Genomic DNA, 25,658 nt, shown 5'->3' on the forward strand with positions numbered 1-25,658 from the left:
GCGACCATGCGAGCTCAGGTCGGACGTGGCTCCGCTTGGGGCGCGACCATGGGACCGATTTCATACCAGTGGCGATTTCTCCACAATGGTGGAGGAAGTATGGATGGATGAACATACCACTGGTATTTCCTATATCGACTGTCCGATTTGTCAAAATCGGACATCTCTTTGTCAAGTTGTCAACAAAATCGCAGGAAAATTCGCCATCTCACGATGAACGGTAGGGAACGGCCTGCGAACGGCACAAAACAGCCGCTGAGGCGAAAACACATGAAGAACACTAGCGAGCCTGCTATGATAGGGGCACACGTTACATGGTTACTACCAGTTTGGTGGTCCGGGGCGCAGGGATGCGCAGGAGAGGTGGCTTAGATGATCGGATTCATCCTTACGGGACATGCGGAGTTCTCGAATGGTCTCGCCAGCGCGGTCGACATGGTCGCGGGCGATCAGCCTGCGTTCAAGATCGTGCCCTTCGACGGCGCCCAGGCTGCTTCCTACGGCGACGACCTCCGCGCCGCCATCACCGCCATGCGCGGCGAGTGCGAGGGCGTGCTCGTCTTCGTCGACCTGCTCGGCGGCACCCCGTTCAACCAGGCCATGATGATCTCCCAGGACATCGACAACGTCGAGGTCGTCACCGGCACCAACCTCCCCATGCTCATCGAGTTGCTGCTCACCCGCGGCGCCGGTTCCACGCTCGACGAGCTCGCCGACCAGGCGGTCGCGGTGGGCCAGGCCGGCATCGTCCACAAGAAGCTCGAGCCCGTCGCCGCCGAGGCCGACGACTTCGATGAGGACGGCATCTAATGGGTGCCGATTTCTGGCAGAACGTGCTGGCATCCTCGGTGGCGCTGCTGATACTTTTCGCCATCATGGGTGTCGTCTACATCATCTGGACGCAGGTGGGCGTGCGCAAGAAGCGCAACTACTTCAAGGAGCTCCACACCGAGCTCGCCCCCGGCCAGGAGATCATGTTCGCGGGCGGCATCTTCGGAACGGTCAAGAGCATCGACGGCGACCGTATCGAGGTCAAGGTCCGCTCCGGTGCCGTGTTGGATGTGTCCCGCTACGCCATCCAGCAGATCTCGAAGTAGCGTTTACCGTTCGGTTCCCACGGGTCCTGGTCGGATAGACCGAGGACTTCGCGATAGGACATTGTACGTACAGGCCCGTAAGGCATAGGAAAGGATGCGTACCAACCATGGCTGAGCCCAACATTCTCCTTACCCGCATCGACAACCGTCTGATCCATGGCCAGGTCGCCACGCAGTGGAACTCCACGCTGGGCGCCAACCTCATCCTCGTCGCCAACGACGAGGTGTCCACCAACACCATGCGTCAGAACCTCATGAAGATGGCGGCCCCGGCCGGCGTCGCCACCCGTTTCTTCTCGCTGCAGCACACCATCGACATCATCTCGAAGGCGTCGCCCAAGCAGAAGATCTTCATCGTGGCCGAGAACCCGCATGACGTGCTCAAGCTCGTCAAGGGCGGGGTGCCTATAAAGAAGGTCAACATCGGCAACATGCACATGTCGGAAGGAAAGCGGCAGGTTGCAACGACGGTCGCCGTTGACGACGCCGACGTCGCCGCTTTCAAGGAGCTTCAGGATTTGGGGGTGGAACTGGAGATCAGGCGTGTTCCGAGCACGCCGGTTGAGGATGTCAACAAGCTCTTCGCGTAAGGGCTCATCCTCTGCGCACGGTTGCATGTGCCCGTGCGCGCGTACGTGACGGTTCGTTTTCAGAACATCTTTGAAAGGAGGAGCATAGATGGACGTAAATGCTGTTCAGATCGTGTTGGTCTTCTTGGTCACCTTCGTCGCGGCTATCGACCAGTTCGACTTCCTTGAGTCGCTGTACCAGCCTATCGTCACCGGTGCCGTCATCGGCGCTATCCTGGGCGATATCAACACCGGCCTCATCGTCGGCGGTACCTACCAGCTCATGACCATCGGTAACATGCCGATCGGAGGTGCCCAGCCCCCCAACGCGGTCATCGGCGGCATTATGGCTGCTGTGTTCGCTTGCACGCTGGACATGGATCCCGACATGGCCGTCGCCACCGCGATCCCGTTCGCGCTCCTCGGCCAGTACGGCGTGACCCTGTTCTTCACGCTCCGTGCTCCGCTGCTCGAGTTCTTCCGCGGCGCTGCCGAGAACGCTGACACCAAGGCCATCACCAAGTGGACGATCATCTCCGAGTGCATTCTCGGCGTGATCTTCGCCGTGATCGTGACCCTGTTCTTCATCGGCGGCCTCGCCGTCGGCCAGCAGATCGTCGACGCCATCCCCGCATGGCTCAACACCGGTCTGTCCCAGGCGGGCAACATGATGAAGTTCGTCGGCTTCGCCATCCTGCTCAAGATCATGATGAATCGCGATATGTGGGGCTTCTTCTTCATGGGCTTCGGCCTTGCCCTGATCGCGAGCAACATCGAGGCCATCGCCGGCCCCGCGCTGCTCATCCTCACCCTCATCGGCTTCGGCATCGCTTTCTGGGACTTCCAGCAGCAGACCGAGCTGAAGGGTGCTGTTGCTGACGGAGGTGACTTCACCGATGGCATCTAATGAGTTCGTTGTCCCCGAGCGCTATGAGGATCTGACCCCTGCTCCGCAGGTCGACCAGAAGACCCTGAACCGTATGGCCCTGCGCTCTTGCTGGCTCCAGTCTTCGTTCAACTACGAGACCATGCAGTCCGGCGGCTGGCTCTTCGCCATGATCCCCGGTCTCGAGAAGGTCCACACCAACAAGAAGGACCTCGCTGCGTCGATGTACCACAACCTGGACTTCATCAACACGCACCCGTTCCTCGTGACCTTCGTTATGGGTATCGTTCTGTCCCTCGAGCAGAACAAGGTCGATACCCAGACCATCCGCGCCGTCCGCATCTCCGCGGCTTCGCCGCTGGGCGGCATCGGCGACGCCCTGTTCTGGCTGACGCTCGTGCCCATCACGGCCGGCATCACCTCCAACATGGCCATCGCCGGTAACATCGCGGCCCCGATCATCTTCCTGGTGATCTTCAACATCGCGCAGTTCGCGTGCCGCTTCGGCCTGATGAACTGGTCCTACCGTGTCGGCACCGGCGCCATCGACGCGCTGACCGCCAACATGCAGGCCTTCACCCGCGCCGCTTCCATCCTGGGCGTCTTCGTCGTCGGCTGCCTGACCGTCACCATGGGTGCCACTCAGATCAACCTGACGATCCCCAACGGCACCACCCGTGGCCTCGTGGCCCACACGGTCGTCGTCTCCAACGAGGATGCCGAGAACTTCGCCGACCTCGCCGTCGACACCGACACCGCCGAGGCCGGTACCCTCGCCATCTCCGACATGGAGGGCAATGGCCTGGCTGCTGCCGACGCTGATGGCAACGCCGTCACCACCGGCATCACCGACCTGGGCAACGGCATGAGCTCCGTGACCTACGCTGAGGTCACCGAGACCCCGGTTTCCTACTCCGTGGCCTCCACGCTCGACTCCGTGCTGCCCAAGCTCGTTCCGCTCGCGCTCGTTCTTCTGCTGTACTTCCTGTTCGCCAAGAAGAACTTCACCCCGATCAAGGGCATCATCCTGCTGCTCTTCATCGGTATCGTGGGCGCTCTCCCCATGATCAACCTCTGGGGCTAGGAACGGTTCTTTAGGGACGCGCACCGCGCGGTCGCGCGTCCCTCCAATCAGCCGTGTCTGATGTGAACGGCCGCGCCCCGCACGCGTTGAGGGACGCGGCCGTTTTTCTCACCACGGCTCGCTTCGGTGCCGGCGCACGGCACCATCGCAGATATGCAGGCCATATGACACGATCGGATAAGGAGGGCGACCGCTATGGCAATCGGAGCTCGCAAGCAGCCGCTCTACGATCAGCTCGTCGATATCCTCGCCGAGAAGATCGAGCATGAGTACCGCCCCGGCGACCTCATCCCCTCCGAGCGCGATCTGTCCCGTCACTACGGCCTGTCCCGCACGACGGTCCGCTTGGCCCTGCAGGAGCTGGAGCGCTTGGGGCTCGTGGTCCGCCAGCACGGACGCGGCACGTTCGTCGCCGACCGCTCCGTCCAGACGACCAACCTCTCCCAGACGTACAGCTTCACCGACCAAATGCGCGAGATGGGTCGCGAACCCAAGACGACGATACTGGAGTTCTGCGAGATCGAAGCTGACAAGAATCTTGCCGAGAACCTGCGCGTCCGCATCGGCGACAAGCTGTTCAAGCTCAAGCGCCTGCGCAGCGCCGACGGTATGCCGATGATGGTCGAGCGCACGTACCTGCCGGTGCGCAAGTTCATGTCGCTCAAGCGGCCGATGCTCGAGCGCGCCTCGCTCTACCACGTGATCGAGCATGACTTCCACGAGAAGATCCGCGTGGCGGAGGAGGAGTTCTTCGCGAGCATCGCGCGTCCGGCCGACGCCCACCTGCTCGATATCGGCGAGGGGGCGCCCGTGCTCGACCTCGTCCGCACGACGTACGATACCGGCAACGAGATCATCGAGTACACCCTGTCGGTCGCCCGCGCCGACCAGTTCAAGTACAAGATCTTCCACTATCGCACCGAGGGGTGATGTGCCGTTCAGAGCAGATTTCGTGACTGTCGATTCGTCGCGTGATGATCGCACGCAGAGGGGAAACCTGTTCTCAACGTCATATCCCATAGGGATTGGCAGCGCCCGGGAAGGGGCCGGGCGGCTATAGAGCAAAGGAGTTGCAATGTTCGAGAAGGATATCGAGGAGCTCAAGTCCCTCGGCGCCGACATCACCACGCTCGAGATCAAGCAGCAGCCTGATCTGTGGCGCGATGCCTATACCATCTACCAGCAGAACAAGGATGCCGTCGAGGCGTTTCTGGCCGACCTCAAGGAGCTCGGCCGCGTTACCGTCGTGTTCGCCGGTGCCGGCACGTCCGACTACGTCGGCGACACCGTGGCGCCCTACCTGCGTCACGCGGGCGATACGGACGCCTACAACTTCATGCCCGTCGCCACGACCGACATCGTGTCCGCGCCCCTCGATTTCCTACGTCCTGAGGACCCGACACTCGTCGTGTCCTTCGCCCGCTCCGGCAACAGCCCCGAGAGCCTCGCTGCCGTCGAGGTCGCCCGCAAGGTGGTCAAGAACGTCAAGTTCCTGAACATCACCTGCGCGCCCGAGGGCAAGCTCGCCGTCGAGAGCGCCGACGACCCCAACGCCTACACCATCCTCATCCCGCGCGCCAACGACAAGGGCTTCGCGATGACCGGCAGCTACTCCTGCATGTCGCTCATCTCGATGCTGCTGTTCGACTGCTCCGACGAGGGGCAGAAGGCCGCGTGGGTCGAGACCGCTGCCAAGATGGGCGAGGAGGTCGTCGCCCGCGAGGCGGAGATCGCCGACTTCCTGGCGTGCGACTTCAACCGCGTGACCTATCTGGGTTCCGGCTCCTTCGGCGGCCTGGCTCAGGAGGCTCAGCTCAAGATCCTCGAGCTCGCGCACGGTCTCGTGGCCACGTCGTGGGACACCTCCATGGGCTATCGCCACGGACCCAAGTCCTTCGTCGACGATAGGACCCTCGTGTTCGTGTTCGTGAACAACGATGCCTACACGCGTCAGTACGACCTGGACATCCTCGAGGAGATCAACGGCGACGGCATCGCCATGAAGACGATCGCCGTCCAGCAGGCCGGCGAGACCGCGTTCGGCCACGCCTCGTTCACCTTCGAGGGCTATGACGCGCTGCCCGAGGGCTACCTCGCGCTGCCCTTCATCATGGTCGGCCAGACCGTGAGCCTGCTCAACTCGGTGCGCGTGGGCAACACTCCCGACACGCCGAGCCCCACCGGTACCGTGAACCGTGTCGTCAAGGGTGTGACGATCCATCCTTGGGGCTAACATACGCGTTCCGTGATGTTTCCGGCGCCCGCCACGTCGATTCCGGCGGGCGGGCGCTTTGCGATGACGGCCCCGCGATGGGGACGCCGTCGCATCGAATGTGAGAGGAGAGCTCAATGAGCACCTATGCCATCAAGGCCGATACGTTCTATCTGCCCACCCGTGTCGCCCGCGGCGGATACCTGCTGGTCGAGGACGGCGTGTTCGGCGCCTACACGACCGAGGAGCCCGACTGCGAGATCGTCGACTACACCGGTTACCAGATCGCACCGGGTTTCGTCGATACGCATATCCACGGTTTCGATAACTGCGACGTCATGGACTGCAAGGCCGACAGCGTCCGCACCATCTCGCGCGGCATCCTGCGCAACGGCGTGACCTCGTGGCTGCCGACGACGCTCACCGCCACCACCGAGCAGCTTTCCGATGCGTGCGCCTGCACCTACGAGGCCGCCGAGAACCCGGGCGACGAGCCCATGGCGCGCATCCAGGGTATCTTCCTCGAGGGCCCCTTCTTCACCGAGAAGCACAAGGGCGCCCAGAACCCCGCCTACCTTTCGGCTCCCGATATCGACACGCTGCGCGCGTGGCAGGAGTCGGCGCATGGTCTGATTAAGAAGATCGCCATCGCCGCGGAGTATCCCGAGAGCCCCGCGTTCATCCGCGAGGCGCGCGAGATGGGCGTCGTCGTGGCGCTCGGCCATTCCGATGCCGGCGCGAACGATGCCCTGGCCTGCCTCGATGCCGGCGCGAGCGTGTTCGTGCACACCTATAACGGCATGAGCCCGCTGCACCATCGCGAGCCGGGCATGGTGGGTGCCGCCCTGTTCTCGGGCGACAAGTCCTTCTCCGAGCTCATCTGCGACGGGCATCATGTGAACCCGATCGCCGCGGCGATCGTCATGCGCGCCAAGGGCCATGAGCACACCTGTCTGATCACCGACTGCATGTGCGCCGGCGGCATGCCCGACGGCGATTACTTCCTGGGTGAGCTGCCCGTCATCGTGCAGAACGGCACCGCGCGCCTCAAGGACGGCGGCTCGCTGGCCGGTTCCATCCTGCGCATGAACCAAGCGGTCAAGAACGTGGTCGATTGGGGTATCGCGTCTCCCGCCGAGGCCATCTACATGGCGACGCAGGCTCCCGCCGAGGCGAACGAGATCGACGATGTTTGCGGCTCGATCCGTCCCGGCCGCGATGCCGATTTCGTCGTGCTGGGGCACGACATGACGCTCGCCGAGACCTATCTGGGCGGCACCTCGGTGTACAAGGCGTAACGGCCGCGCGCGTTCCCGAGGGGGCTGACTTCCCCTTGGAATCTATCGACGCTCACGAGGGCGATCTCCATACGGAGGTCGCCCTCGTTTCGTTGCGAGGGTGGCCGAATCGGCCATTTGGGCGGCGCAGAATCGGACGGAATATGTTCATCCGGAATACGAGTGACAAAAACGCACGCGTTCTAGCTGAATGGACGCCAAGGCCTCGTGTTCTACACCGCTTTGGGGCTGCGGGGATCTTTATACATCGACAGGCAGACGGGTCCATGGCATGAATTCGGGGGATTTCGGTGTCCGAGGTGCGTGGAAGGTTCATTTGATTTGCTGGTCGGGCGCTGCGACTCGAATAATCAACTAGAAAGTACGCGTTTTTGTAACTGCTGGGCGGTATGAACGAATGCGACCGATGCGGGAAGATCAAAATGTCAGGTATGTCCGTTTATGAAACGAGGGAGCGTCGCCCGCGAGGGCGACGCTCCCAAAAAACATGCATATAACCGCCTCAGATGTGCATACACGCGCATCCTGCCGAGACGAGGGCCTCCGCGTAGATCAGATCGTGCCGAAGCGGTACTCGATGGTGCTCTCGTAGGGGAAACCCGGCCCGCAGAAGCACTGCGGGAAGCTCGGGATGTTGGGGCAGTCGGGATAATACTCGGGCTCGAAGGCGAAGCCGTCGTTGGCGCTGTAGGTGGCGTCATCCTTCGCATGCTCGTCGCCGAGGAAGTTGCCGCTATAGAGATGCGCGCCGGGCGCGGTGATCGAGATGTCGAGGGTGCGGCCGCTTGCGGGGTCCTCGGCGTGGAGGGCGTGACGGAGACGCCCGCAGGCCCAGAAACCGTCCACGCACATGCAGTGATCGTAGCCGTGTGCGAGCTGGATCTGCTCGTAGTCGGCATCGATCTCGGCGCCCAGGGGCTTGGGTGTGCGGAAGTCGAGCGGGGTGCCGGCGACATCTCGCAGCTCGCCGGTGGAGACCGAACCGGCGTCGATGACGGCGAAACGCGAGGCGTCGATGGACACCACATGGTCGCGGATCGTGCCGGAATCATGACCGCCGAGGTTGAAGTACACGTGGTTCGTCATGTTCGCGAAGGTGCGGCGGTCGGACTCGCAGCGATAGTACAGACGGAAGACCCCGGCCGGGCTCACGGAGAACTCGGCGGTAAAGGTGCGCTCACCGGGAAGATCGAGCTCTCCGTGGGCGAGTGCGGTGGTCATGCGGACGGTGTCGGCATCCTCGTCGACTTCGACGTCCCACACGCGCTTGTGCAGGCCGCGATCGAAGTCGGTATGCAGGTTGTTGTCGCCCTCGTTTTTGACGAGCTGCCATTCGGTACCGTCGATGACGAGATGGCCACCGCGGATACGGTTGGCCGACGGTGCGATTGTGGCGCCGTAGCACGAGGGATTGGCGGCGGCGTAGCCGTCGAGCGAGCCATAGCCCAGCACGACGTCGGCGACGTTGCCGGCGGCGTCGGGAGCATCGATGCCGAGGATGGTGGCTCCGAAGTCCATGACGCGAACGGTGATGCCGCCTGCCGAGATGCTGTAGCAGGTGACGGGGGAGCCGTCGGGGGCGGTTCCGAAAGGTGCGGTGGTGATCATGGGCGATCCTTACGACGGAATAACAGCGACGCGCCTATTATACGTCTGGGCAGGGGATTCGTTGTCGTCGATGCGGCGTTTGCCACATGTCCGCCGTGCTGTCGGAGGACGGGGGCGCTTGCGTTTGCTTGCGGACCGATAGGCGCTGCACGGCGCGGGCGGTGTGGGCGCGCCGTCCGCCCGCGCTACAATGGCATCATCGTCAACCTGTCCGAAGAAAGGGACGGCTATGATCCTCACCGTGACCATGAACCCCTCCATCGATACCCGCTATACCATCGACCATCTGGTCGTCGACGATGTGAACCGCGTGGTGCCCGCCAAGACGGCGGGCGGCAAGGGGCTGAACGTCAGCCGCGTGCTCGTGCAGCTGGGCGACGAGGTGGTCGCGACCGGTCTGCTCGGCGGCCATTCGGGCGCCTACCTCGGCGATCTGATGGATGCCGACGGCATCCCCCATCGTTTCACGCCCATCGCCGGCGAGTCACGCACGTGCATCGCGTTGCTGCACGACGGCAACCAGACCGAGCTGCTGGAAAGCGGTCCCGTGGTAAGCGCTGAGGAGCTCGAGGCGTTCGTCGCGAACTTCTCCGATCTTGTCGGTCAGGCATCCTGCGTGACCCTGTCCGGCTCGCTGCCCAAGGGCGTTCCCGCCGATACCTACGCGCGCCTGATCGCGATCGCGGCCGCCGCGGGCGTGCCGGTGCTGTTGGACACATCGGGCGCCGCGCTGGATGCCGCACTGGAAGCCGAAGTCAAGCCGACGCTCGTCAAGCCCAACCTCACCGAGATCAACGATCTGTTGGGCACGTCGTTTACCTCCGATGATCTGCTCGACCTGCAGCGCACGCTTGCCGCCGATCCGCGTTTCGCGGGCATCGACTGGGTCGTGGTGAGCATGGGCGCCGCCGGATCGGTCGCCTTCCACGGCGGTCGCGTGCTGCGCGCCCGCGCACCGCGCATCGAGGCCGTGAACGCCACCGGTTCGGGCGATTCCACCATCGCGGGCTTCGCGCACGCCATCGCCGCCGGTGCCGATGACGAGGAGGTGCTGCGCTGCGGTAACGCGTGCGGCACGCTCAACGCGATGGACCCGCAGACCGGCCATCTGGTCATGGACAAGTGGGACGAGATCCACGGCGGTGTGGAGATCTTCGAGCTGTAGCGGCGGTCCCGCGCATAGCATGGAAAAGGCGCCTGCCGGCGATCGCCGCCGGCAGGCGCCTTGCGTTTGCGCGAATCCGCATCGCGGCCTCCCGCCGGCCGCGGTCCCGTGGCGTTACAGCCCCAGCTCGGCCTTCAGGCGGGCGAGGTCGTCCTCCACGGCGGCATCGTCGGTCGCCGAGGCGTACTTCTCCTCGAGCGACGCAACCTCGTCGACAGTCTCCTCGTTGAGCTCGGCCATGGCGTCGGCGGTGTCGAGCATGCGATCGGCCTTGGCCTCCATGCGGTCGAACGCGGCGATGGCGCTCTCGGCGCGGTCGGCGCTCGACGTGAAGCCGGCGACCTTCTCCTGCGTCTTGGCGACGGCGACCTTGGCCTTGATGGTCTCGCGACGGCTCTTGAGGTTCTCGATGTCGCTCACGAGCTTGTCGTGCATCTGACGCATCTTGTCGGCGTTGGCATGCGCGGCCTCGTAGGCCTTGACGAGTTCGGCGCCTGCGGTCGCGAGCTGCTGCTTCTTGCCGAGGAAGGCGCGGGCGTCGCCCTCGTTGCCCGCCGTGAGCGCCTTCTTGGCGAGCTCCTCCATGCGTGCGACCTCGGAGGCGTTCTCGTCGACCATGCGCTTGGCGCGCTTCTCCTCCGCCATGACGCAGGCGGTCTCCTTCTTGACCTCGGTGAGCGAGTCGGTGAGGTCGACGAGGTACTGGTCGATCATCTTCGCCGGATCCTCTGCGTGGTCGAGCAGCTCGTTGATGTTGGCCTTCACGATGGTTGCGAAGCGGTCGAGGATTCCCATGGTCGTATCCTTTCTCGTGGGCTCCCGATTACCTGGTTGCGTGCGACGGCGGCCGCACTGTCGGAGCGCCGGTCACCTGTCGGCGTCGTCCTCATATTTGTCGGCGAGGTCCTCGATGTCGTCGTCGTTGAACTTCTCGAGCGGCGTGTTGAGGATCTCCTCTGCTTGCCTGCGGCGCGCCTCCTCGGCATCGCGGCGGCGCTTGATCACGACGTAGGCGATGCCACCGATCACGACGACGGCGACGACGGCGAGGCCGACCTTGGCCATGGTGTCCGAGGTCTGCTGGCGCTCGGCGGCCCCCATGATCAGGTCCGCGGTCCGTGAGAACGCTTCCGAGAAGATCTCCTCCTCGGACAGCGAGTAATCGTTATACGCCCGCTCGATCTGCTCGGAAAGGATGCCGATCGCCTCGCTGTCCATGACCTGCGCGGCGAGCGATCCTGAGGTGTATCCGCAGTTGTAGGAGGCGTTCCCGTCGTCGCAGAACACGAGCAGGAAGTGCCCCTCGTCGTCGAACAGCTGGTCATAGGCGCGCTCGGCGGCGCTTGTGAGCTGCGAGACCGAGGCGGTCGTGCCGTTGGGCAGGATGTACACGTAGGGCTGGACGCCCGTCTTGTCGTAGAACGCTCGCAGGCCAGATTCGAGCTCGGAGGCGTCGTGGATCCAGTCGCCGTCCTCGTCGGTGTAATAGGCGGTCTTATGGACCGAGCCCGCCGGTAGCGGCTCGCGCACGACCGTCGAGGCACCCTGCTCGGCGTAATCGGTCGAGCAGGAGGGGATCAGGGTCGTGGCCAGGGCGCTGATGAGGCCGAGGATGATGAACGCCACGACGATGCCCAGGCACCCGCCGGCGCATCCGGTCGCCTGCACGGCGGGGGAGGCGGGTGGGTTGTCGCCTCCACCGTTGTTGACGATGACGGTACGGTTGCGGTTCATGAGGCTGCCGAGCATCATGCCGGTGAGAAAACCGCCGCCCGACGAACGCCGCGGAGGTCCGCCCATCGGGCCGCCGGGCCGCGGGCCGCCGAAGCCCCCGCCGAAGCCGCCGCCAAACGGGCTGCGACCTCCGCCGAAGCCACGCCGACCTCCGGAGAATCCACCTGATGAGCGGCCGCCACCGCCGCGGAATCCGCCGCCACGGCCTCCTCCGCCGAAACCAGATCTGCCCACCGTGCACCCTTTCGCGCTTGCGCGGACATCCGCGCGATCTTTTCCATAGAACAGATTATGCCCACTTGTCCGGATGTGCCTGCCCGTCAACCGGAGTTTTATATGATGCCCCCTCGAATCCCTCGAGAGCGGCGTGTTCGACAAAGGGGATGAGGGGGCTCCGGTCGATGCCGACTGCGGTCGATGCGCTTTCTCGATGAGGCGCTCAGTCGAAGATGAGGCGCGGCCGCGGCGTCCCTTCCGGCAGCTGCTCGAGTTCGGCGGCGACGACCCCGTCGGGATCATCGTCCATCACCGCGATATCGATCTCGTCGAGACCGGAGAAGCGGAACAGCCCGCGCCCGTTGATCTTGCTGGCGTCGGCGAGCATGATGCGCTGGCGCGCCGCGCGCATCATGCCGGCCTTGACCTCGGCCATCTGCTCGTAGTTCGTCATGAGGCCGCATCCCGGCACGATCGCGGTGGGGCACAGGAAGGCTTTGTCGGCATGGATGATGTCGAGCGAGCGCATGGCGAGCGGCCCTTGCAGGTACCGGTGGCCCTTGCGCAGAGACCCGCCGAGCAGGATGGCGTCCACCCCCGGCAGGCTCTCATCGATAAAGTTGGCGATCGTCAGGTCGGCGGTGATGACGGTGATATCCGAGCGCTGGCCGAGCATGCGCACGAACTCGAGGGCGGTGGTGCCGGAGTCGACGAGCAGCGCGTCGCCGTTGTCGACAAGACGCAGCGCCGTGCGCGCGATCGCCTGCTTGGCCGCCACGTTGACGTTCACGCGTCGGTCCTGGATGGAGACGGTGAGCGTCTTGTGCAGCGAGACGGCCCCGCCGTGCGTGCGGCGCAGCTTGCCGTCGGCTTCGAGTGCGTCGAGGTCGCCGCGGATGGTGACCGCCGACACGCCGAACGTGCGCGACAGCTCGGATACCTGCACCGATGCCGTTCGATCGAGCATGTCCATGATGGCGGCACGGCGCTCCTCGGCAAACGAATGGGTGGTTTCCGCCATCGGTGGCTCCTCTGCTGTCGGGGAAATGTGTGCTGATTGTGCTGATGCTATTTTGCTTTACTTTTCTTTTTGGAAAGCAAACGACGTGCGTTTCCTTTGTTTTAACGCAAATCGGGTACGGTGGGCGGCCCAGTCGGAGCGGCGCGAACGACCGGGCCGGCACCAGCCGCACCGTTTCGCGGCCGTCCGCGTTGCGCGCGATCGCGCGTCGCGCGCGGGGGCTTACCTTTGCTTTCCGGTTGTACGGTTGCCGCTCGCCTATGCGATGAACAGGCGGTTTCGCGTTTTCGTACAATAGGGGCAACGGGAGCGCCGCGCTGAGGGATGCGGCGCCAAGTGTGCCGGTCCGCGCGGTGCGCGGCGGCAGGAGGGAGCGAATCGCCCATGCTCGTGACCACCAAGGAGATGCTGCTCGACGCGCAGAAGAACCACTACGCCGTCGGCGCCTTCAACGTCGAGAACCTCGAGTTCGTCATGGCGGTGCTCGCCGCCGCGGAGGAGACCAAGTCCCCCGTCATCATGCAGACCACGTCCGGCACCATCAAGATGACCGGCCTCGATTACTTCTACGGCATGGTCAAGGCCGCCGCCGAGCGCACCTCGGTGCCCGTGGCCCTGCACCTCGATCACGGCGACGGCTACGATCGCTGCATGAAGGCCCTGCGCTGCGGCTACACCTCCGTCATGATCGACGGCAGCCACGAGACCTTCGAGGACAACATCGCGCTGACCAAGCTCGTGGCCGACGCCGGCGCCGCCATGGGCGTGCCCGTCGAGGCCGAGCTCGGCAAGGTCGGCGGCAAGGAGGACGACGTCGAGGTCGAGGGCGAGAGCCCCTACACCGATCCGGATGAGGCCCGCGAGTTCGTCGAGCGCACCGGCTGCACCTCGCTCGCCATCGGCGTCGGCACCTCGCACGGCGTCTACACCGCCGAGCCCCACATCGAGCAGGACGTCGTCAAGGCGATCCGCGCCGCCGTGGACGTGCCGCTCGTCCTGCACGGCACCTCCGGTGTGCCCGATGAGCAGGTCGCCGAGGCCGTGAAGAACGGCATCTGCAAGGTCAACTACGCCACCGAGCTGCGCCAGGCCTTCACGAAGGGCTTCATGGCCTACATGGCCGAGAACCCTACCTGCTTCGATCCCAAGAAGCCGGGCCAGGCGGGCATGGCCGAGATCACCAAGATCGTCAAGATCCGCATGGAGAACCTCGGTTCGGTCGGTCGCGCGTAAGACGCCGATCCCCCCTGTCGCATCGAGCCCCGAAGCCTCGCGCTTCGGGGCTTTTTTCATGAGGGGCGGTGCTCTGCCGCCGCGCCCTGTTGAACACCCCCGGCTGTGCCGTCTCCGCCCATCCGGTTGGCGCGATTGGGAGATATAACATTCGGGAATGCCTGATATCGCTGAGCTGGTGGTACGCTCACCAAACATTACCGTCCGTCGCCGATATCGTCGTCTCCGAGGACAGATTTGCAGTAAGCTGAATCTGTCTGTGACCGACTACGTTTAACCCCTGCAAACTGGTTCGGACAACGGAAGACGGAGGTTCTGTATGAACAAGCGCACCAAGATCGTATGCACGATGGGACCGGCCTGCGATGACGACGACATCCTGCGCGAGATGATCAAGGCGGGCATGAACGTCGCCCGCTTCAACTTCTCGCACGGCAGCCACGAGGAACAGCACATCCGCATGGAGCGCGTCAAGCGCATCTCCCGCGAGCTGGGCATCCCCGTCGGTATCCTGCTCGACACCAAGGGCCCCGAGATCCGCACGGGCTTCCTCAAGGACCATGCCAAGGTCACGCTCGCGGCGGGCTCCACGGTCACGGTCACCGCGGCGGAGACCTCCGAGGACCTTCAGGGCACCGCTGAACACTTCTACCTCGACCACCTCGAGCTTCCGCGCGAAGTGCACCCCGGTGGCACGATCCTGATCGACGACGGCCTGATCGGCCTCACCGTCAAGAGCATCTCCGGCCAGGACATCATCTGCCATGTGGACAACGGCGGCGAGCTGGGCGAGAAGAAGGGCGTCAACGTCCCCAACGCCAAGCTGTCGCTGCCCACGATCACCGAGCAGGATCGCAAGGACATCCTGTTCGGCATCGAGGAGGGCATCGACTTCATCGCCGCGTCCTTCATCCGCGACGCCGCCGGCGTGCGCGAGATCCGCAAGCTGTGCCAGGAGAACGGCGGCGGGAACATCGACATCTTCCCCAAGATCGAGTGCGCCGTTGCCGTCTACCACTTCGACGAGATCCTGAAGGAGTCCGACGGCATCATGGTCGCCCGCGGCGACTTGGGCGTCGAGGTCGCGCCGGAGGTGTGCCCGACCATCCAGAAGGAGATCATCCAGAAGTGCAACAAGGCGTATAAGCCGGTCATCACCGCCACGCAGATGCTCGATTCCATGATCCGCAACCCGCGTCCGACGCGCGCCGAGGTCACCGACGTCGCCAACGCCATCAACGACGGCACCGACGCCACGATGCTGTCCGGCGAGACCGCCGCCGGCAAGTACCCGCTCGAGGCCGTCAAGATGATGGCCAACATCGCGCTGATCGCCGAGGCCACCATGCCCGAGCACAACCGCCTGGACATCCACACCGACGAGACGGGCATCCGCGCCATCAACAGCGCCATCGGTCTTGCGGCGGTGAGCACGGCCTTCAACGTCAAGGCCCGCGCGATCATCATTCCGACCGAGTCCGGCCGCTCCGCGCGCCTGGTGTCCAACTTCCGTCCCATGCTGCCGATCCTGGCCGTGACGCCGCACGACGCCGCCACGCGCAAGATGACGATCTACTGGGGCGTCGACCCGGTCACCGAGGGCGAGATCGGCGACAAGCGCTACATCGTCCGCACGGCGCTCGAGTGCGCCAAGAAGCGCGGCGTGGTGCGCGTGGGCGACGTCGCCGTCCTCACGGTGGGCGACCCCGACACCTCGATCACCTTCACCGACGGCGTGACCTCCACCAACGTGGTGCACGTGGCGCAGGTGCGCTAATCGGACACCCGATAGCCGAACGACGAAGGGGATCGCTGCGGGTTGCGGCGATCCCCTTTTCGCTGCGCGGCCTCCGACGTGCGGGTTTTCGCATGCGTTTTGCCCCATCGGATGCCTCTTGGTCGAGCGGAATCCACCATCCGACGTACTGATCGGCTTTATGGTTCGGTTTGATGGGGACATGCCGAGTAGAACGCCGATGGCAACGCAAAGAACTGCAGGTAGATTGAGGGTGCACTGAGCCGTATACTCGGCTTGCCCCGGATAAACCGAACCATAAAGCGGGTTTTGTTTTTTCGGGGGCCCACATGGTCCCATATACGGCCGCATGCGCGGTCCGACGCGGGCGACATCTCGCGGAAGAGCCCCACATGTCTCCGCAGGCTCCGCGAAATCCGCCGCGGGCGCCGTGTTAATTCTCGACGCCGTTTTCGTCCTGCGTTGAGCGGACATGCGCATCCTGATACATTGGTCCGCATGGAAACCATCAAGAAGCACATATGGGGCAGCGACGCGCCGGTCGCGCCGGAGGACCGCGGCGCGGGGCACCTGCGCGGTGCCGGCGCGCGCTCGCCGCTCTTTTGGAAACTGCTGCTCGTATCCATGGCCTGTATCTGGGGCTTCTCGTTTTACGTGGTGAAGGATGCCCTCGATGTGCTGCCGAGCTTCTATCTGCTCGCGTGGCGCTTCGGCTCCTCGGCGATCATTATGCTCGTTTTGTTCCGGCGCCGCGTTCGGGCGCACTTCAACGCTCGCTACCTGGCCGTGGGGCTCGGTATGGGCGTCCTCGAATGGGCGGCCTACAGCCTGCAGACCATCGGCCTCACGGATACCACGGCGGGCAAGAGCGCGTTTCTGACCGGGACCTACTGCATCCTCGTGCCTTTCATCAGCTACCTGATCAGTCGCGAGAAGCTGACGCGCTACAACCTGGGAGCGGCGCTGCTGTGCCTGACGGGAATCGGTCTGGTGGCGCTCGACAGCCTTACCGTCGGGCTGGGCGACGCGCTCACGCTCGGCGGCGCGATCTTCTTCGCCTTCCAGATCGCGATGGCGGCGAAGTACGGCCAGGACATGGATATCAACGTGCTCACGTTTTGGATGTTCGCCGCGGTGGGCGTGCTGAGCCTTGTAAGCTCGCTGGCATGCGAGCCCGCTGTGCCGGCGAGCGCCTGGACGCCGCAGCTCGTGGGCGTGATCGCGTTCCTCTCGATCATCTGCACCTGCGTGGGCCTGCTCATCCAGAACATCGGTCTGGCGCACGTGCCCTCCTCCACCGGCTCGCTGTTGCTGTCGATGGAGTCGCCCTCGGGTGTGTTCTTCTCGGTCGTGTTGGCCGGCGAGATGCTCACCGGCCGTCTCCTTGCGGGCTTCGCGCTGATTTTCTGCTCGATCGTGCTGTCGGAGACCCACTTCTCGTTCCTGCGGCGCGGGCGTCGCGCACGCGCTCGGGTCTAGGCGAGCAGCTCGGCGGCGCAGGCGACGGCCTTATCCACGGCGTCCGCGGGCGTCGCCCAGCTGGTGACGAAGCGCGCCACGACGCGCCCGGCGCCCGTGGGGTCGTCCACCAGCGAGACCTCGGCGCCGAGCGCGTGGCCCAGCCGCTCGCCGATCTCGGGTGCGACCCAGAAGAACTGCTGGTTGCCTGTGGCTTCCAGATACGGCTCGTACCCGGCCTCCACCATGCCGCGCGCCAGGCGCGTCGCGCATGCGTTGGCGTGGCGGGCGTAGGTCCAGTAGGGGAGCTCGCCGTTCTCGGCGGCGGTGAACGCAGCCTCGAACATCACGCCCATCAAGCGTCCTTTCGCCGTCATGGCGCCCGCGCGCTTGGTGAGGTAGGGGAGACGTTCGATGGCGCGTCGCCCGCGTTCGGACCGCGGGTTCACCACGAGCGCCTCGCCGAACAGCATGCCGTTTTTGGTGCCGCCGAGCGTGAAGGCGTCGGCGTGCGCCGCGATGTGGGAGATATCCAGGTCGGCGCCGTCTGCGGTCATGGCGCTCGCCATGCGCGCACCGTCGACGTAGATCGCGAGCCCGCGTGCATCGGCCCAGTCGCAGATCGCGTCGAACTCCGCGCGCGTCCACACGTGGCCGAGCTCGGTCGTGTCGGAGAGGTAGACCATGCCGGGACGCGTGGTGTGGCAGCCGTTGGCCGCGCACACGCGGTAGACGCCCTCCGCGCCCTCGGGCGTGAGCACGCCCAGGCTGTCCCGCGTGGCGAGCAGACGGCGGCCGCAGCCCTCGATGGCACCCGTCTCGTGGATGGTGGGGTGCGCGTCGGCGGCGCAGATCGGCCCCTCGAACTCGTCGGTGAGCGCCGAGATGGCGAGGATGTTCGCCACGGTGCCGCCGGGGGCGAACGTCACGAACGCATCCGGCTGGCCCACGGCGGCGCGGATGAGCTCGGCGGCGCGGGCGCAGTGCGCGTCGGTGCCGTATCCGGGCGTCTGCTCGGCGTTGGTGCGGATGAGCGCGTCGAGGACCTCGGGCGCTGCGCCCTCGCTGTAATCGTTGCGGAACTGGTACATGGTGTGCTCCTTTGTCGAGCGGCGCGCGGCGGCAGGGCGTCAACGTGCGGGGAGGTACATGGATTTCGCAGTGAATGATACCGCGTGTGCCGCCACCATGGATATAATGGGTGGTCGACGAATCGAGGCGACGGGGAGGATCTCCATGCAAGCACAGAGGGCCGAGGGCACCAAGGATCTGATCGGGCGCGACATGCGCGCATGGCAGCGCATGCAGCGCGTCGCGGCGGAGGTGTTCGAGCCGTACGGCTTCGACGCGGTCGAGACCCCCGCGATCGAGCAGCTCGACGTGTTCGTGCACGGCATCGGCCAGTCGACCGACGTGGTGCGCAAGGAGATGTTCCGCGTCTTTTCCGGCGCGAACTTCGCGCGCGTGCTCGAGGAGGGCACCGACGCCAAGCTCAAGGCCAAGCAGCGCTTGGCGTTACGTCCCGAGGGCACGGCGGGCGTGGTGCGCGCCGTGGTGGAAAACAACCTGGTCCCGCAGGGCGCCACGCCGTTCAAGGGCTACTACGCCGAGGCGATGTTCCGCGGCGAGCGTCCGCAGAAGGGCCGTTTGCGCCAGTTCCACCAGGTGGGCATCGAGTGGCTGGGCGCGCCCGACCCGGCGGCCGACGCCGAGTGCATCATCATGCTGATGGAGTTCTACAAGCGCCTGGGCTTCGACCTGTCGCGCCTGCGCCTGCTCATCAACTCCATGGGCGACCCCGCGTGCCGTCCGGCCTACCGCGACGCCGTGCGCTCGTTCATCCTCGACCATGTCGACGAGATGTGCGACGAGTGCCGCGAGCGCGCCGAGGTCAACCCGCTGCGCGCCTTCGACTGCAAGAACGACCATTGCCGCGAGGTTATGGCTGGTGCGCCCCTTATGCGCGACAACCTGTGCGACGAGTGCCGTGAGCACTACGAGCAGGTCAAGCGCTACCTCGACGCCGCGGGCATCGAGTACGTGGAGGATCCCACGCTCGTGCGCGGTCTGGACTACTACACTCGCACCGTCTTCGAGGTCGAGGCCCCGGGTGCCGGCGTGGGCTCCATCGGCGGCGGCGGTCGCTACGACGGCCTGGTGGAGCTCGAGGGCGGCAAGCCGACGCCGGGTGTGGGCTTTGCCGTGGGCTTCGAGCGCGCCATGCTCGCCCTCGAGGCGTTCGGTGTCGACATGGCCACCGACGCCCCGTCGTGCATCTACGTTGCCAACGCGGGCTCCGAGCTGCGCGGCGAGGTGTTCGCGCTCGCGCACGAGCTGCGCGCCGCCGGCATCCGTACCGAGGCCGACTACCAGGGGCGTTCGCTCAAGAGCCAGTTCAAGCAGGCCGACAAGCTCGGTGCGCGCCTGATCCTGGTCATCGGCGGCGACGAGCTCGCCGCGGGCAAGGTGAAGGTCCGCGACATGGTGAGCCACGACGAGCAGCTGGTCGATCGTGCCGCGGTCGTCGAAGCGGTGCGCGAGCTGCTGGCATAACGCCCTCCCGCCACGGCGGCGGTATAAGGAGGTGTTTCCGCCCCTTTCGGACGTGTGTTTCGGAAGGGGCGGTTTTTTTGTTGCGGGGTCCTTCTGCTGCGGTGCGCGGATCGCGGGTCCCATATGCCCTGCGTCCGCTGCCGTTTCGTGCGCGTGGATCGGCTCCGATGCAGTTTGCTAAAGTGTGAACTCGTCGTTTTCCGTTGCATCGGGTGCGGTCTCTCGTATACTATCCGAGTGTTTTTGAAGTGTTCTTTTATTCGAACGGTAGGAATCACCTGGCAGATGGCGTTTACCTACCGGAAAACGGGAGGTCACGGGGATGATGGAGACCCAAGATCACACGGAGCTGCGCGAACGCCTTAAGGCGGAGTTGCAGACGACCGGCGAGGCGCTCGCCGCCGGACCGCTCGCGGAGATCGAGATTCCCGAGAGCCTGCGTGCGAACCTCGAACTGTTCTCGCGACTGGAGCGTCGGGTGCTCAAGGAGTACGACCCCGTCGTGTGCGAGCTGTTCGACGCGCTGCTGCGCCACGCGATCCACGCCAACGAGGGGAACCCCGGCACCGCGGCGGCGCGGGAGCGGACCGATGCGCAGGGCGTGCCGCATGCCGACGATACCGCCAGCTCGGCGTTCCGTGCGGCGGTGGAGCTCATCGACGAGCTGCCGCTGCCGACGATGGAGGCGCTCGTGCGTGCGTTCACCTCGTTTTTCCATCTGGCGAACCTCTGCGAGGAGAACTACCGCGTGGAGACACTACACGACCGTGAACGGCTCGTGTCCATGGAGGCCGACGTCGACCCTTCCAATGAGTTGACCGTTGCGTTTCGCCAGCTGGTCGACGAGGTCGGTGCGGACCGGGCGACCGAGCTGCTCGGCAAGCTCGAGTTCCATCCCGTGTTTACCGCGCATCCCACTGAGGCGCGCCGTCGCGCCGTCGAGGGCAAGATCCGCCGGATCGGCAAGCTGCTGGCGGACCGTCCCCATTTGGGCGGATCCGACCTGGTGGAAAACGAGCGACATATGCTCCAGGAGATCGACGCGCTCGTGCGCACCTCGCCGGTGGCCATCAAGAAGCCGACGCCCGTCGAGGAAGCCGACACGATTATCGACATCTTCGACCACACGCTGTTCGACACGGTGCCGCGCATCTACCGGCGCTTCGACGATTGGGCGCTCGGCGAGGGCGCGGGCGTCGTGCCGCCGGTGTGTCCGGCGTTTTTCCATCCGGGAAGCTGGATCGGATCGGATCGCGACGGCAACCCCAACGTTACCGCCAAGGTGAGCCGCCAGGTTGCCGCGAAGTTCTACAAGCACATGGTTGCCAAGCTTGCTGACAAGTGCCGGCGCGTCGGGCGCAACCTCACGCTCGAGGCGGGGTACGCCAAGCCGTCCGATGAGCTGCTCAACCTTTGGAACCATCAGGTCGAGATGAGCGAGATCATCACGAGCCGTGCGAAGGACATATCGGAGTCCGAACCGCACCGCGCCGTCATGCTCGTCATGGCGGACCGCCTGGATGGAACGGTCGCGCGCGACGCGGACGTGCTGTACGCCTCGGCCGACGAGCTGCTGGACGACCTGCGCGTCGTGCAGCGCTCGCTCGCGGCGGCGGGCGCCGAGCGCGCGGCGTACGGGCCGGTCCAGACGCTGATCTGGCAGGTCGAGTCGTTCGGCTTCCATATGGTCGAGATGGAGTTCCGCCAGCATTCGGTCGTGCACACCCGCGCGCTTGCGGATATCCGCGAGCACGGCATCCACGGCGACCTGGCGCCCATGACGCGCGAGGTGCTCGACACGTTCCGTGCGATCAGCTCCATCCAGAAGCGCTATGCGCCCAAGATGGCGCACCGCTACATCATCTCGTTTACCAAGTCCGCGCAGAACGTCGCCGACGTCTACGAGCTTGCGAATCTGGCGTTCGCGCACGCGTCGGACGTGCCGGCGCTCGATGTCATCCCGCTGTTCGAGCAGCTGGAGGACCTTGAGCACTGCGTCGATGTGCTCGATGACATGCTCGAGCTGCCGGCGGTCCAGGCTCGCTTGGCGCAGACGGGGCGCAGGATGGAGGTCATGCTCGGCTACTCCGATTCGGCCAAGGACGCCGGTCCCACGACCGCTACGCTCGCCTTGCACTTCGCGCAGAAGCGCATCGCCGCGTGGGCGGAGAAGCACGATATCGACCTCGTGCTGATGCATGGTCGCGGTGGTGCGGTGGGGCGCGGCGGCGGACCGGCCAACCGCGCGGTGCTCGCCCAGCCGGCGGGTTCGGTGCGCTGCTTCTTTAAGGTGACCGAGCAGGGCGAGGTCATCTTCGCGCGCTACGGCAATCCGGTGCTCGCCCAGCGCCACGTGGAGAACGTTGCAGCGGCGACGCTGCTCAACTCCGCGCCGTCGGTGGAGCGGGCCAACACCGAGATGACCGAGCGCTACCTCGACATGGCGCGCGAGCTCGACCGCGTGTCGCACGAGCGCTACCTTGCGCTGCTGGGTACACCCGACTTTGCCCCGTGGTTCTCGGTGGTGACGCCCCTAGCCGAAGTGGGCCTTCTGCCCATCGGTTCGCGTCCGGCCAAGCGCGGCCTCGGCGCGCAGTCGCTTGACGACCTGCGCACCATTCCCTGGGTGTTCAGTTGGAGCCAGGCGCGCATCAACCTGGCTGCATGGTACGGCTTGGGCAGCGCCTGCGAGGCGTTTGGCGACGCGGAGACGCTGCGGCGCGCCTACCGCGAGTGGCCGCTGTTCTCGACGTTCATCGACAACGTGGAGATGTCCATCGCCAAGACCGATACGCGTATCGCCAAGATGTACCTGGCGCTCGGGGACCGCGCCGACCTCGCGCACGCGGTGTATGACGAGATGCAGCTCACGCGCCGCTGGGTGCTTGCCATCGTTGGCGACGAATGGCCGCTCGAGCACCGTCGCGTGCTCGGTCGGGCAGTGCGCGTGCGCGATCCGTACGTGGATGTGCTGTCGCTGGCGCAGGTACGCGCCCTGCGCATCGTGCGCGACGAGGGCGATACGCTGTCCGAGGAAGCGCGCGCCAAGTATCTGAGCCTGATCCTCGCGACCGTCACGGGTGTCTCCGCCGGCCTTCAAAACACCGGCTGATTGGGGTCTGAAGCGGGCGTGTATATTATCGTCGGTCACTCGGGGTGCGAATGAATCAAAACGCGCTCGAGGAAATGCTGTAATGCGAATAGTATTTTCTGGGGTGCAGTTTTTCGGTGCCATCTCGTAGCTAGGGAAACACCCGTCGATAAAGCCGCAGGATTCAACTGGGGCTTTATCGGCGGGTATTTCCTCATACACGGAAGGGCACCCAAAAATCGCGCCCTAGGGCTATACATGTAGTTTGGAGCCCGGCAGTCCAAGATGCCGTGCAGGGCGTGCTTCGCGCATGAGCGGAGTATCGAATGAGGGGCACGCGCGCGCTCGAGGGCAGCGGGGGTACCTCGTGCATGAGCGAGCACATCTCGCTGCGCCTTCCAGCCGTCCGCTCTTGCGTCCCGGCATAACACGAGGGCCGGGCGGTTTACCTGCCGCCCGGCCCTCAGTGCGTTCAGGATCGCAGGGCCTTGGCTACTTGAGCGAGACCTCGCCCAAAAAGGCGCGGGTGCGCTCGCTCTTGGGGTGGTTGAACACCTCGTCGGGCGTGCCCTGCTCCACGATGACGCCGCCGTCCATAAAGATGACGCGGTCTGCCACGTCGCGCGCGAAACCCATCTCGTGCGTGACCACGACCATGGTCATGCCGCCGCGTGCGAGCTCGCGCATGACGTCGAGGACACCGCGCACCAGCTCGGGGTCGAGCGCGCTCGTCGCCTCGTCGAACAGCATGACGTGCGGGTCCATGGCCAGGGCGCGCGCGATGGCGACGCGCTGCTGCTGGCCGCCGGACAGCTCGTCGGGATAGTAATCGGCACGTTCGGCGAGGCCCACACGCGCGAGCTGCTCGGCCGCGATGCGCTTCGCCTCGTCGTCGGAGCGGTTGAGCACCTTGGTCTGGGCAAGCATGACGTTGTGCAGGGCGTCGAGGTGCGGGAACAGGTTGAACTGCTGGAACACCATGCCCATGCGCTCGCGCACCTTGTTGACATTCACCTTGGGCGCGGTGATGTCCTCGCCCTCAAAGATGATCTGGCCGCTCGTGGGCTCTTCGAGGCGGTTCAGGCAGCGCAGCATGGTCGACTTGCCCGAGCCGGACGGGCCGAGCACGACGACCACCTCGCCGCGGCGAATGTCGAGCGAGATGCCGCGCAGGACATCGACATCGCTAAAGCTCTTGTGCAGGTCGACGATGCGAATGATGGAATCGTTATCGGACGGCTTGGCGCCGGCGGCCGCCGCGGCCGCGTTTTCCATATCAGGCATGCTGCGCCTCCTTGGTCGGCTCGGGTTCCGGGGCGCTCTTGCGCTTGTGCGCGTGGCCGCGGCGCGTGCGCTCCTCCAGATAGCGGGTGACGCGGGAGAGCGGCAGGGTGATCACGAGGTAGAACACGGCCGCCACGATGTAGGGGGTGATGGAGCCGGTGGATGCCACGATGGTGCGCGCGTACATGACGAGCTCCATGATGCCCACAGCGGCGAGCAGCGACGTGTCCTTGTACAGCGTGATGAACTCGTTGGTGAGGTTGGGGATCACGATGCGGAACATCTGCGGGAGCACGACGTAGAGCATCGTCTGCAGGCGGTTCATGCCCAGCGAGCGCGCCGCCTCGGACTGGCCCTTGTTGATGGACAGGATACCCGCGCGGAAGATCTCGCACATGTAGGCGCTCGAGTTGAGCATCATGACGATGACGCCGAGCGGGAAGTTGGGGATGTTGATACCCGCCATGGGCAGACCGAAAAACGCGACGTAGATCTGCAGGAACAGCGGCGTTCCGCGCACGAGGTTCACGTAGACCGTGGCGATGCCGCGCCACACCGGGAACTTGGAGAGGCGCATGAACGCCAAGACGAGCGCGACGGGGATGGCGAGCGGGAACGACACGGCGACGATCGCGATGGACATGAAGAAGCCCGACAGAACCACCGGGAAGCTCGTCACGAGCAGCGTAGGGTCAAAGAACAGGCGCAGGAAGCGGTTGGAGTTCCACGCTTGGACCCATGCTTGTCCCTCAAGCCATTGCGAGATCGCCTCGGTGGTCGAGATGCCCTGGACCGGGATGACGGGGATGTCGGCGATGGCGGCGATGGCGGCGTCCTTCGCGCCGTCCGCGGTGGAGTAGGTGGCCTCGACCTGCATGTCGCCGCCGGCGGTGGGGAAGTACACGTCGTAGACGATGACATTTAAGTGTCCAGCCTGCACGATCGGCTCGTCGAAGGTGAGCGTGAGGTTCTGGCCGTCGACCGTCTCGGTGTAGGCGACCTCGTTGCGCGTCATGAGGTCGTCGCCGGTGAGCAGCGTGACCGCCAGATCCTCGGTGTTGAACTCGGTTCCATCCGGGATGTGCAGGGTGAGCTGCGTCACGCCCTCGCCCTCGGCGATGGACGCCTCGAAGGTGATGCGCGACTGCGTGGCGCCCATGATGACGGTGGGGTCGTCCTCGGAGTTGGGTCGGCCGGTGCAGTGCACCGCCTCCATAGCGGATGCCGGCGTGGCGATGGCCAGCGCGCAGATGCAGACGAGCAGGCACGCCGTGAGCGTGCCGAGCAGGCGCTGGAGGGATAGTCGCGGAGTGTCCACGGTTTTTGCCTCGCTTTTCAAACGGGAATCGCGGCCCCTCCAGCGAGCGGAGGGGTCGCGAATACATACAGTCGG

At 65.0% G+C, this 25,658-nt stretch carries 21 protein-coding genes; 14 read left to right on the top strand and 7 right to left on the bottom strand.

What is annotated here, in order from left to right:
* Positions 1-372: 372 nt before the first annotated feature.
* From I6E04_RS05360 to nagA, 8 genes are all read left to right on the top strand, one after another.
* Complete coding sequence (locus I6E04_RS05360; protein WP_235422151.1) at positions 373-810, top strand: PTS sugar transporter subunit IIA; 438 nt, start codon at positions 373-375, stop codon at positions 808-810.
* Positions 810-1,097 (top strand): preprotein translocase subunit YajC, encoded by a 288-nt coding sequence (gene yajC, locus I6E04_RS05365; protein WP_235422153.1) that lies wholly within the window; start codon positions 810-812, stop codon positions 1,095-1,097. Before I6E04_RS05360 ends, yajC begins: the two co-directional genes overlap by 1 nt.
* A 107-nt stretch (positions 1,098-1,204) precedes the next feature.
* Entirely contained in the window at positions 1,205-1,687 is a 483-nt protein-coding gene (agaV, locus tag I6E04_RS05370) for a PTS N-acetylgalactosamine transporter subunit IIB (RefSeq protein WP_235422154.1), read from the top strand.
* Between the two features lie 88 nt (positions 1,688-1,775).
* Positions 1,776-2,573 (top strand): PTS mannose/fructose/sorbose/N-acetylgalactosamine transporter subunit IIC, encoded by a 798-nt coding sequence (locus tag I6E04_RS05375; protein WP_235422155.1) that lies wholly within the window; start codon positions 1,776-1,778, stop codon positions 2,571-2,573.
* Complete coding sequence (locus tag I6E04_RS05380; protein ID WP_235422156.1) at positions 2,563-3,636, top strand: PTS system mannose/fructose/sorbose family transporter subunit IID; 1,074 nt, start codon at positions 2,563-2,565, stop codon at positions 3,634-3,636. The genes I6E04_RS05375 and I6E04_RS05380 overlap by 11 nt, the downstream gene beginning before the upstream one ends.
* Positions 3,637-3,831: 195 nt before the next feature.
* A complete protein-coding gene (locus I6E04_RS05385; protein WP_235422158.1) occupies positions 3,832-4,566 on the top strand; it encodes a GntR family transcriptional regulator in 735 nt (244 codons plus the stop codon).
* 145 nt (positions 4,567-4,711) lie between these two features.
* Positions 4,712-5,869: an SIS domain-containing protein gene (locus I6E04_RS05390; protein WP_235422159.1), complete on the top strand. Its 1,158-nt coding sequence runs from the start codon at positions 4,712-4,714 to the stop codon at positions 5,867-5,869.
* A gap of 116 nt (positions 5,870-5,985) precedes the next feature.
* Positions 5,986-7,146 (top strand): N-acetylglucosamine-6-phosphate deacetylase, encoded by a 1,161-nt coding sequence (gene nagA / locus I6E04_RS05395; protein ID WP_235422160.1) that lies wholly within the window; start codon positions 5,986-5,988, stop codon positions 7,144-7,146.
* 552 nt (positions 7,147-7,698) lie between these two features.
* On the opposite strand, the gene I6E04_RS05400 is transcribed toward nagA, so the two are convergent.
* A complete protein-coding gene (locus I6E04_RS05400) occupies positions 7,699-8,754 on the bottom strand; it encodes an aldose epimerase family protein (RefSeq protein ID WP_235422162.1) in 1,056 nt (351 codons plus the stop codon).
* A gap of 229 nt (positions 8,755-8,983) precedes the next feature.
* Between I6E04_RS05400 and I6E04_RS05405 the strand changes: the two genes are divergently transcribed.
* Positions 8,984-9,919, top strand: coding sequence for a hexose kinase (locus tag I6E04_RS05405; protein WP_235422163.1), 936 nt, complete (start codon positions 8,984-8,986; stop codon positions 9,917-9,919).
* Between the two features lie 114 nt (positions 9,920-10,033).
* Here I6E04_RS05405 and I6E04_RS05410 read toward each other — a convergent pair whose 3' ends face one another.
* From I6E04_RS05410 to I6E04_RS05420, 3 genes are all read right to left on the bottom strand, one after another.
* Positions 10,034-10,714 (bottom strand): PspA/IM30 family protein, encoded by a 681-nt coding sequence (locus I6E04_RS05410; RefSeq protein ID WP_235422165.1) that lies wholly within the window; start codon positions 10,712-10,714, stop codon positions 10,034-10,036.
* 72 nt (positions 10,715-10,786) lie between these two features.
* Positions 10,787-11,719, bottom strand: coding sequence for a hypothetical protein (locus I6E04_RS05415; RefSeq protein ID WP_235422166.1), 933 nt, complete (start codon positions 11,717-11,719; stop codon positions 10,787-10,789).
* Positions 11,720-12,092: 373 nt separating this feature from the next.
* Positions 12,093-12,890, bottom strand: a complete 798-nt coding sequence (locus I6E04_RS05420) for a DeoR/GlpR family DNA-binding transcription regulator (RefSeq protein WP_235422168.1) — start codon at positions 12,888-12,890, stop codon at positions 12,093-12,095.
* A 384-nt stretch (positions 12,891-13,274) separates the two neighbouring features.
* On the opposite strand from I6E04_RS05420, the gene I6E04_RS05425 reads away from it, so the two are divergent.
* From I6E04_RS05425 to I6E04_RS05435, 3 genes are all read left to right on the top strand, one after another.
* Positions 13,275-14,123 (top strand): class II fructose-bisphosphate aldolase, encoded by an 849-nt coding sequence (locus tag I6E04_RS05425; RefSeq protein ID WP_235422170.1) that lies wholly within the window; start codon positions 13,275-13,277, stop codon positions 14,121-14,123.
* 319 nt (positions 14,124-14,442) lie between these two features.
* Entirely contained in the window at positions 14,443-15,900 is a 1,458-nt protein-coding gene (gene pyk, locus I6E04_RS05430) for a pyruvate kinase (protein WP_235422171.1), read from the top strand.
* Between the two features lie 477 nt (positions 15,901-16,377).
* Positions 16,378-17,358: a DMT family transporter gene (locus I6E04_RS05435; RefSeq protein WP_235422174.1), complete on the top strand. Its 981-nt coding sequence runs from the start codon at positions 16,378-16,380 to the stop codon at positions 17,356-17,358.
* Here the strand turns inward: I6E04_RS05435 and I6E04_RS05440 are convergent.
* On the bottom strand, positions 17,355-18,428 hold the full coding sequence (locus I6E04_RS05440; RefSeq protein ID WP_235422176.1) for a threonine aldolase family protein: 1,074 nt from the start codon (positions 18,426-18,428) through the stop codon (positions 17,355-17,357). The two genes, I6E04_RS05435 and I6E04_RS05440, sit on opposite strands and share 4 nt — an antisense overlap.
* Positions 18,429-18,573: 145 nt before the next feature.
* Between I6E04_RS05440 and hisS the strand changes: the two genes are divergently transcribed.
* Positions 18,574-19,890, top strand: coding sequence for a histidine--tRNA ligase (hisS, locus tag I6E04_RS05445; RefSeq protein ID WP_235422177.1), 1,317 nt, complete (start codon positions 18,574-18,576; stop codon positions 19,888-19,890).
* 322 nt (positions 19,891-20,212) lie between these two features.
* Positions 20,213-23,002: a phosphoenolpyruvate carboxylase gene (locus I6E04_RS05450; RefSeq protein ID WP_235422178.1), complete on the top strand. Its 2,790-nt coding sequence runs from the start codon at positions 20,213-20,215 to the stop codon at positions 23,000-23,002.
* 471 nt (positions 23,003-23,473) lie between these two features.
* Here I6E04_RS05450 and I6E04_RS05455 read toward each other — a convergent pair whose 3' ends face one another.
* Positions 23,474-24,256 carry an amino acid ABC transporter ATP-binding protein gene (locus I6E04_RS05455; RefSeq protein ID WP_268830348.1) on the bottom strand — a complete coding sequence of 261 codons (783 nt, stop codon included), beginning with the start codon at positions 24,254-24,256 and terminating at the stop codon, positions 23,474-23,476.
* A gap of 1 nt (position 24,257) precedes the next feature.
* A complete protein-coding gene (locus tag I6E04_RS05460; RefSeq protein WP_235422179.1) occupies positions 24,258-25,583 on the bottom strand; it encodes an amino acid ABC transporter permease in 1,326 nt (441 codons plus the stop codon).
* Positions 25,584-25,658: the final 75 nt, after the last annotated feature.

It is taken from the genome of Collinsella tanakaei, from assembly GCF_021531055.1.
Classification (GTDB): Bacteria; Actinomycetota; Coriobacteriia; order Coriobacteriales; family Coriobacteriaceae; genus Collinsella; species Collinsella tanakaei_B.

Bases quoted from the DNA above. Each gene is read 5' to 3' on its own strand.
- I6E04_RS05360 (WP_235422151.1), top strand. From the start codon at position 373: ATGATCGGATTCATCCTTACGGGACATGCGGAGTTCTCGAATGGTCTC.
- yajC (WP_235422153.1), top strand. From the start codon at position 810: ATGGGTGCCGATTTCTGGCAGAACGTGCTGGCATCCTCGGTGGCGCTG.
- agaV (WP_235422154.1), top strand. From the start codon at position 1,205: ATGGCTGAGCCCAACATTCTCCTTACCCGCATCGACAACCGTCTGATC.
- I6E04_RS05375 (WP_235422155.1), top strand. From the start codon at position 1,776: ATGGACGTAAATGCTGTTCAGATCGTGTTGGTCTTCTTGGTCACCTTC.
- I6E04_RS05380 (WP_235422156.1), top strand. From the start codon at position 2,563: ATGGCATCTAATGAGTTCGTTGTCCCCGAGCGCTATGAGGATCTGACC.
- I6E04_RS05385 (WP_235422158.1), top strand. From the start codon at position 3,832: ATGGCAATCGGAGCTCGCAAGCAGCCGCTCTACGATCAGCTCGTCGAT.
- I6E04_RS05390 (WP_235422159.1), top strand. From the start codon at position 4,712: ATGTTCGAGAAGGATATCGAGGAGCTCAAGTCCCTCGGCGCCGACATC.
- nagA (WP_235422160.1), top strand. From the start codon at position 5,986: ATGAGCACCTATGCCATCAAGGCCGATACGTTCTATCTGCCCACCCGT.
- I6E04_RS05400 (WP_235422162.1), bottom strand. From the start codon at position 8,754: ATGATCACCACCGCACCTTTCGGAACCGCCCCCGACGGCTCCCCCGTC.
- I6E04_RS05405 (WP_235422163.1), top strand. From the start codon at position 8,984: ATGATCCTCACCGTGACCATGAACCCCTCCATCGATACCCGCTATACC.
- I6E04_RS05410 (WP_235422165.1), bottom strand. From the start codon at position 10,714: ATGGGAATCCTCGACCGCTTCGCAACCATCGTGAAGGCCAACATCAAC.
- I6E04_RS05415 (WP_235422166.1), bottom strand. From the start codon at position 11,719: ATGGGCGGACCTCCGCGGCGTTCGTCGGGCGGCGGTTTTCTCACCGGC.
- I6E04_RS05420 (WP_235422168.1), bottom strand. From the start codon at position 12,890: ATGGCGGAAACCACCCATTCGTTTGCCGAGGAGCGCCGTGCCGCCATC.
- I6E04_RS05425 (WP_235422170.1), top strand. From the start codon at position 13,275: ATGCTCGTGACCACCAAGGAGATGCTGCTCGACGCGCAGAAGAACCAC.
- pyk (WP_235422171.1), top strand. From the start codon at position 14,443: ATGAACAAGCGCACCAAGATCGTATGCACGATGGGACCGGCCTGCGAT.
- I6E04_RS05435 (WP_235422174.1), top strand. From the start codon at position 16,378: ATGGAAACCATCAAGAAGCACATATGGGGCAGCGACGCGCCGGTCGCG.
- I6E04_RS05440 (WP_235422176.1), bottom strand. From the start codon at position 18,428: ATGTACCAGTTCCGCAACGATTACAGCGAGGGCGCAGCGCCCGAGGTC.
- hisS (WP_235422177.1), top strand. From the start codon at position 18,574: ATGCAAGCACAGAGGGCCGAGGGCACCAAGGATCTGATCGGGCGCGAC.
- I6E04_RS05450 (WP_235422178.1), top strand. From the start codon at position 20,213: ATGATGGAGACCCAAGATCACACGGAGCTGCGCGAACGCCTTAAGGCG.
- I6E04_RS05455 (WP_268830348.1), bottom strand. From the start codon at position 24,256: ATGGAAAACGCGGCCGCGGCGGCCGCCGGCGCCAAGCCGTCCGATAAC.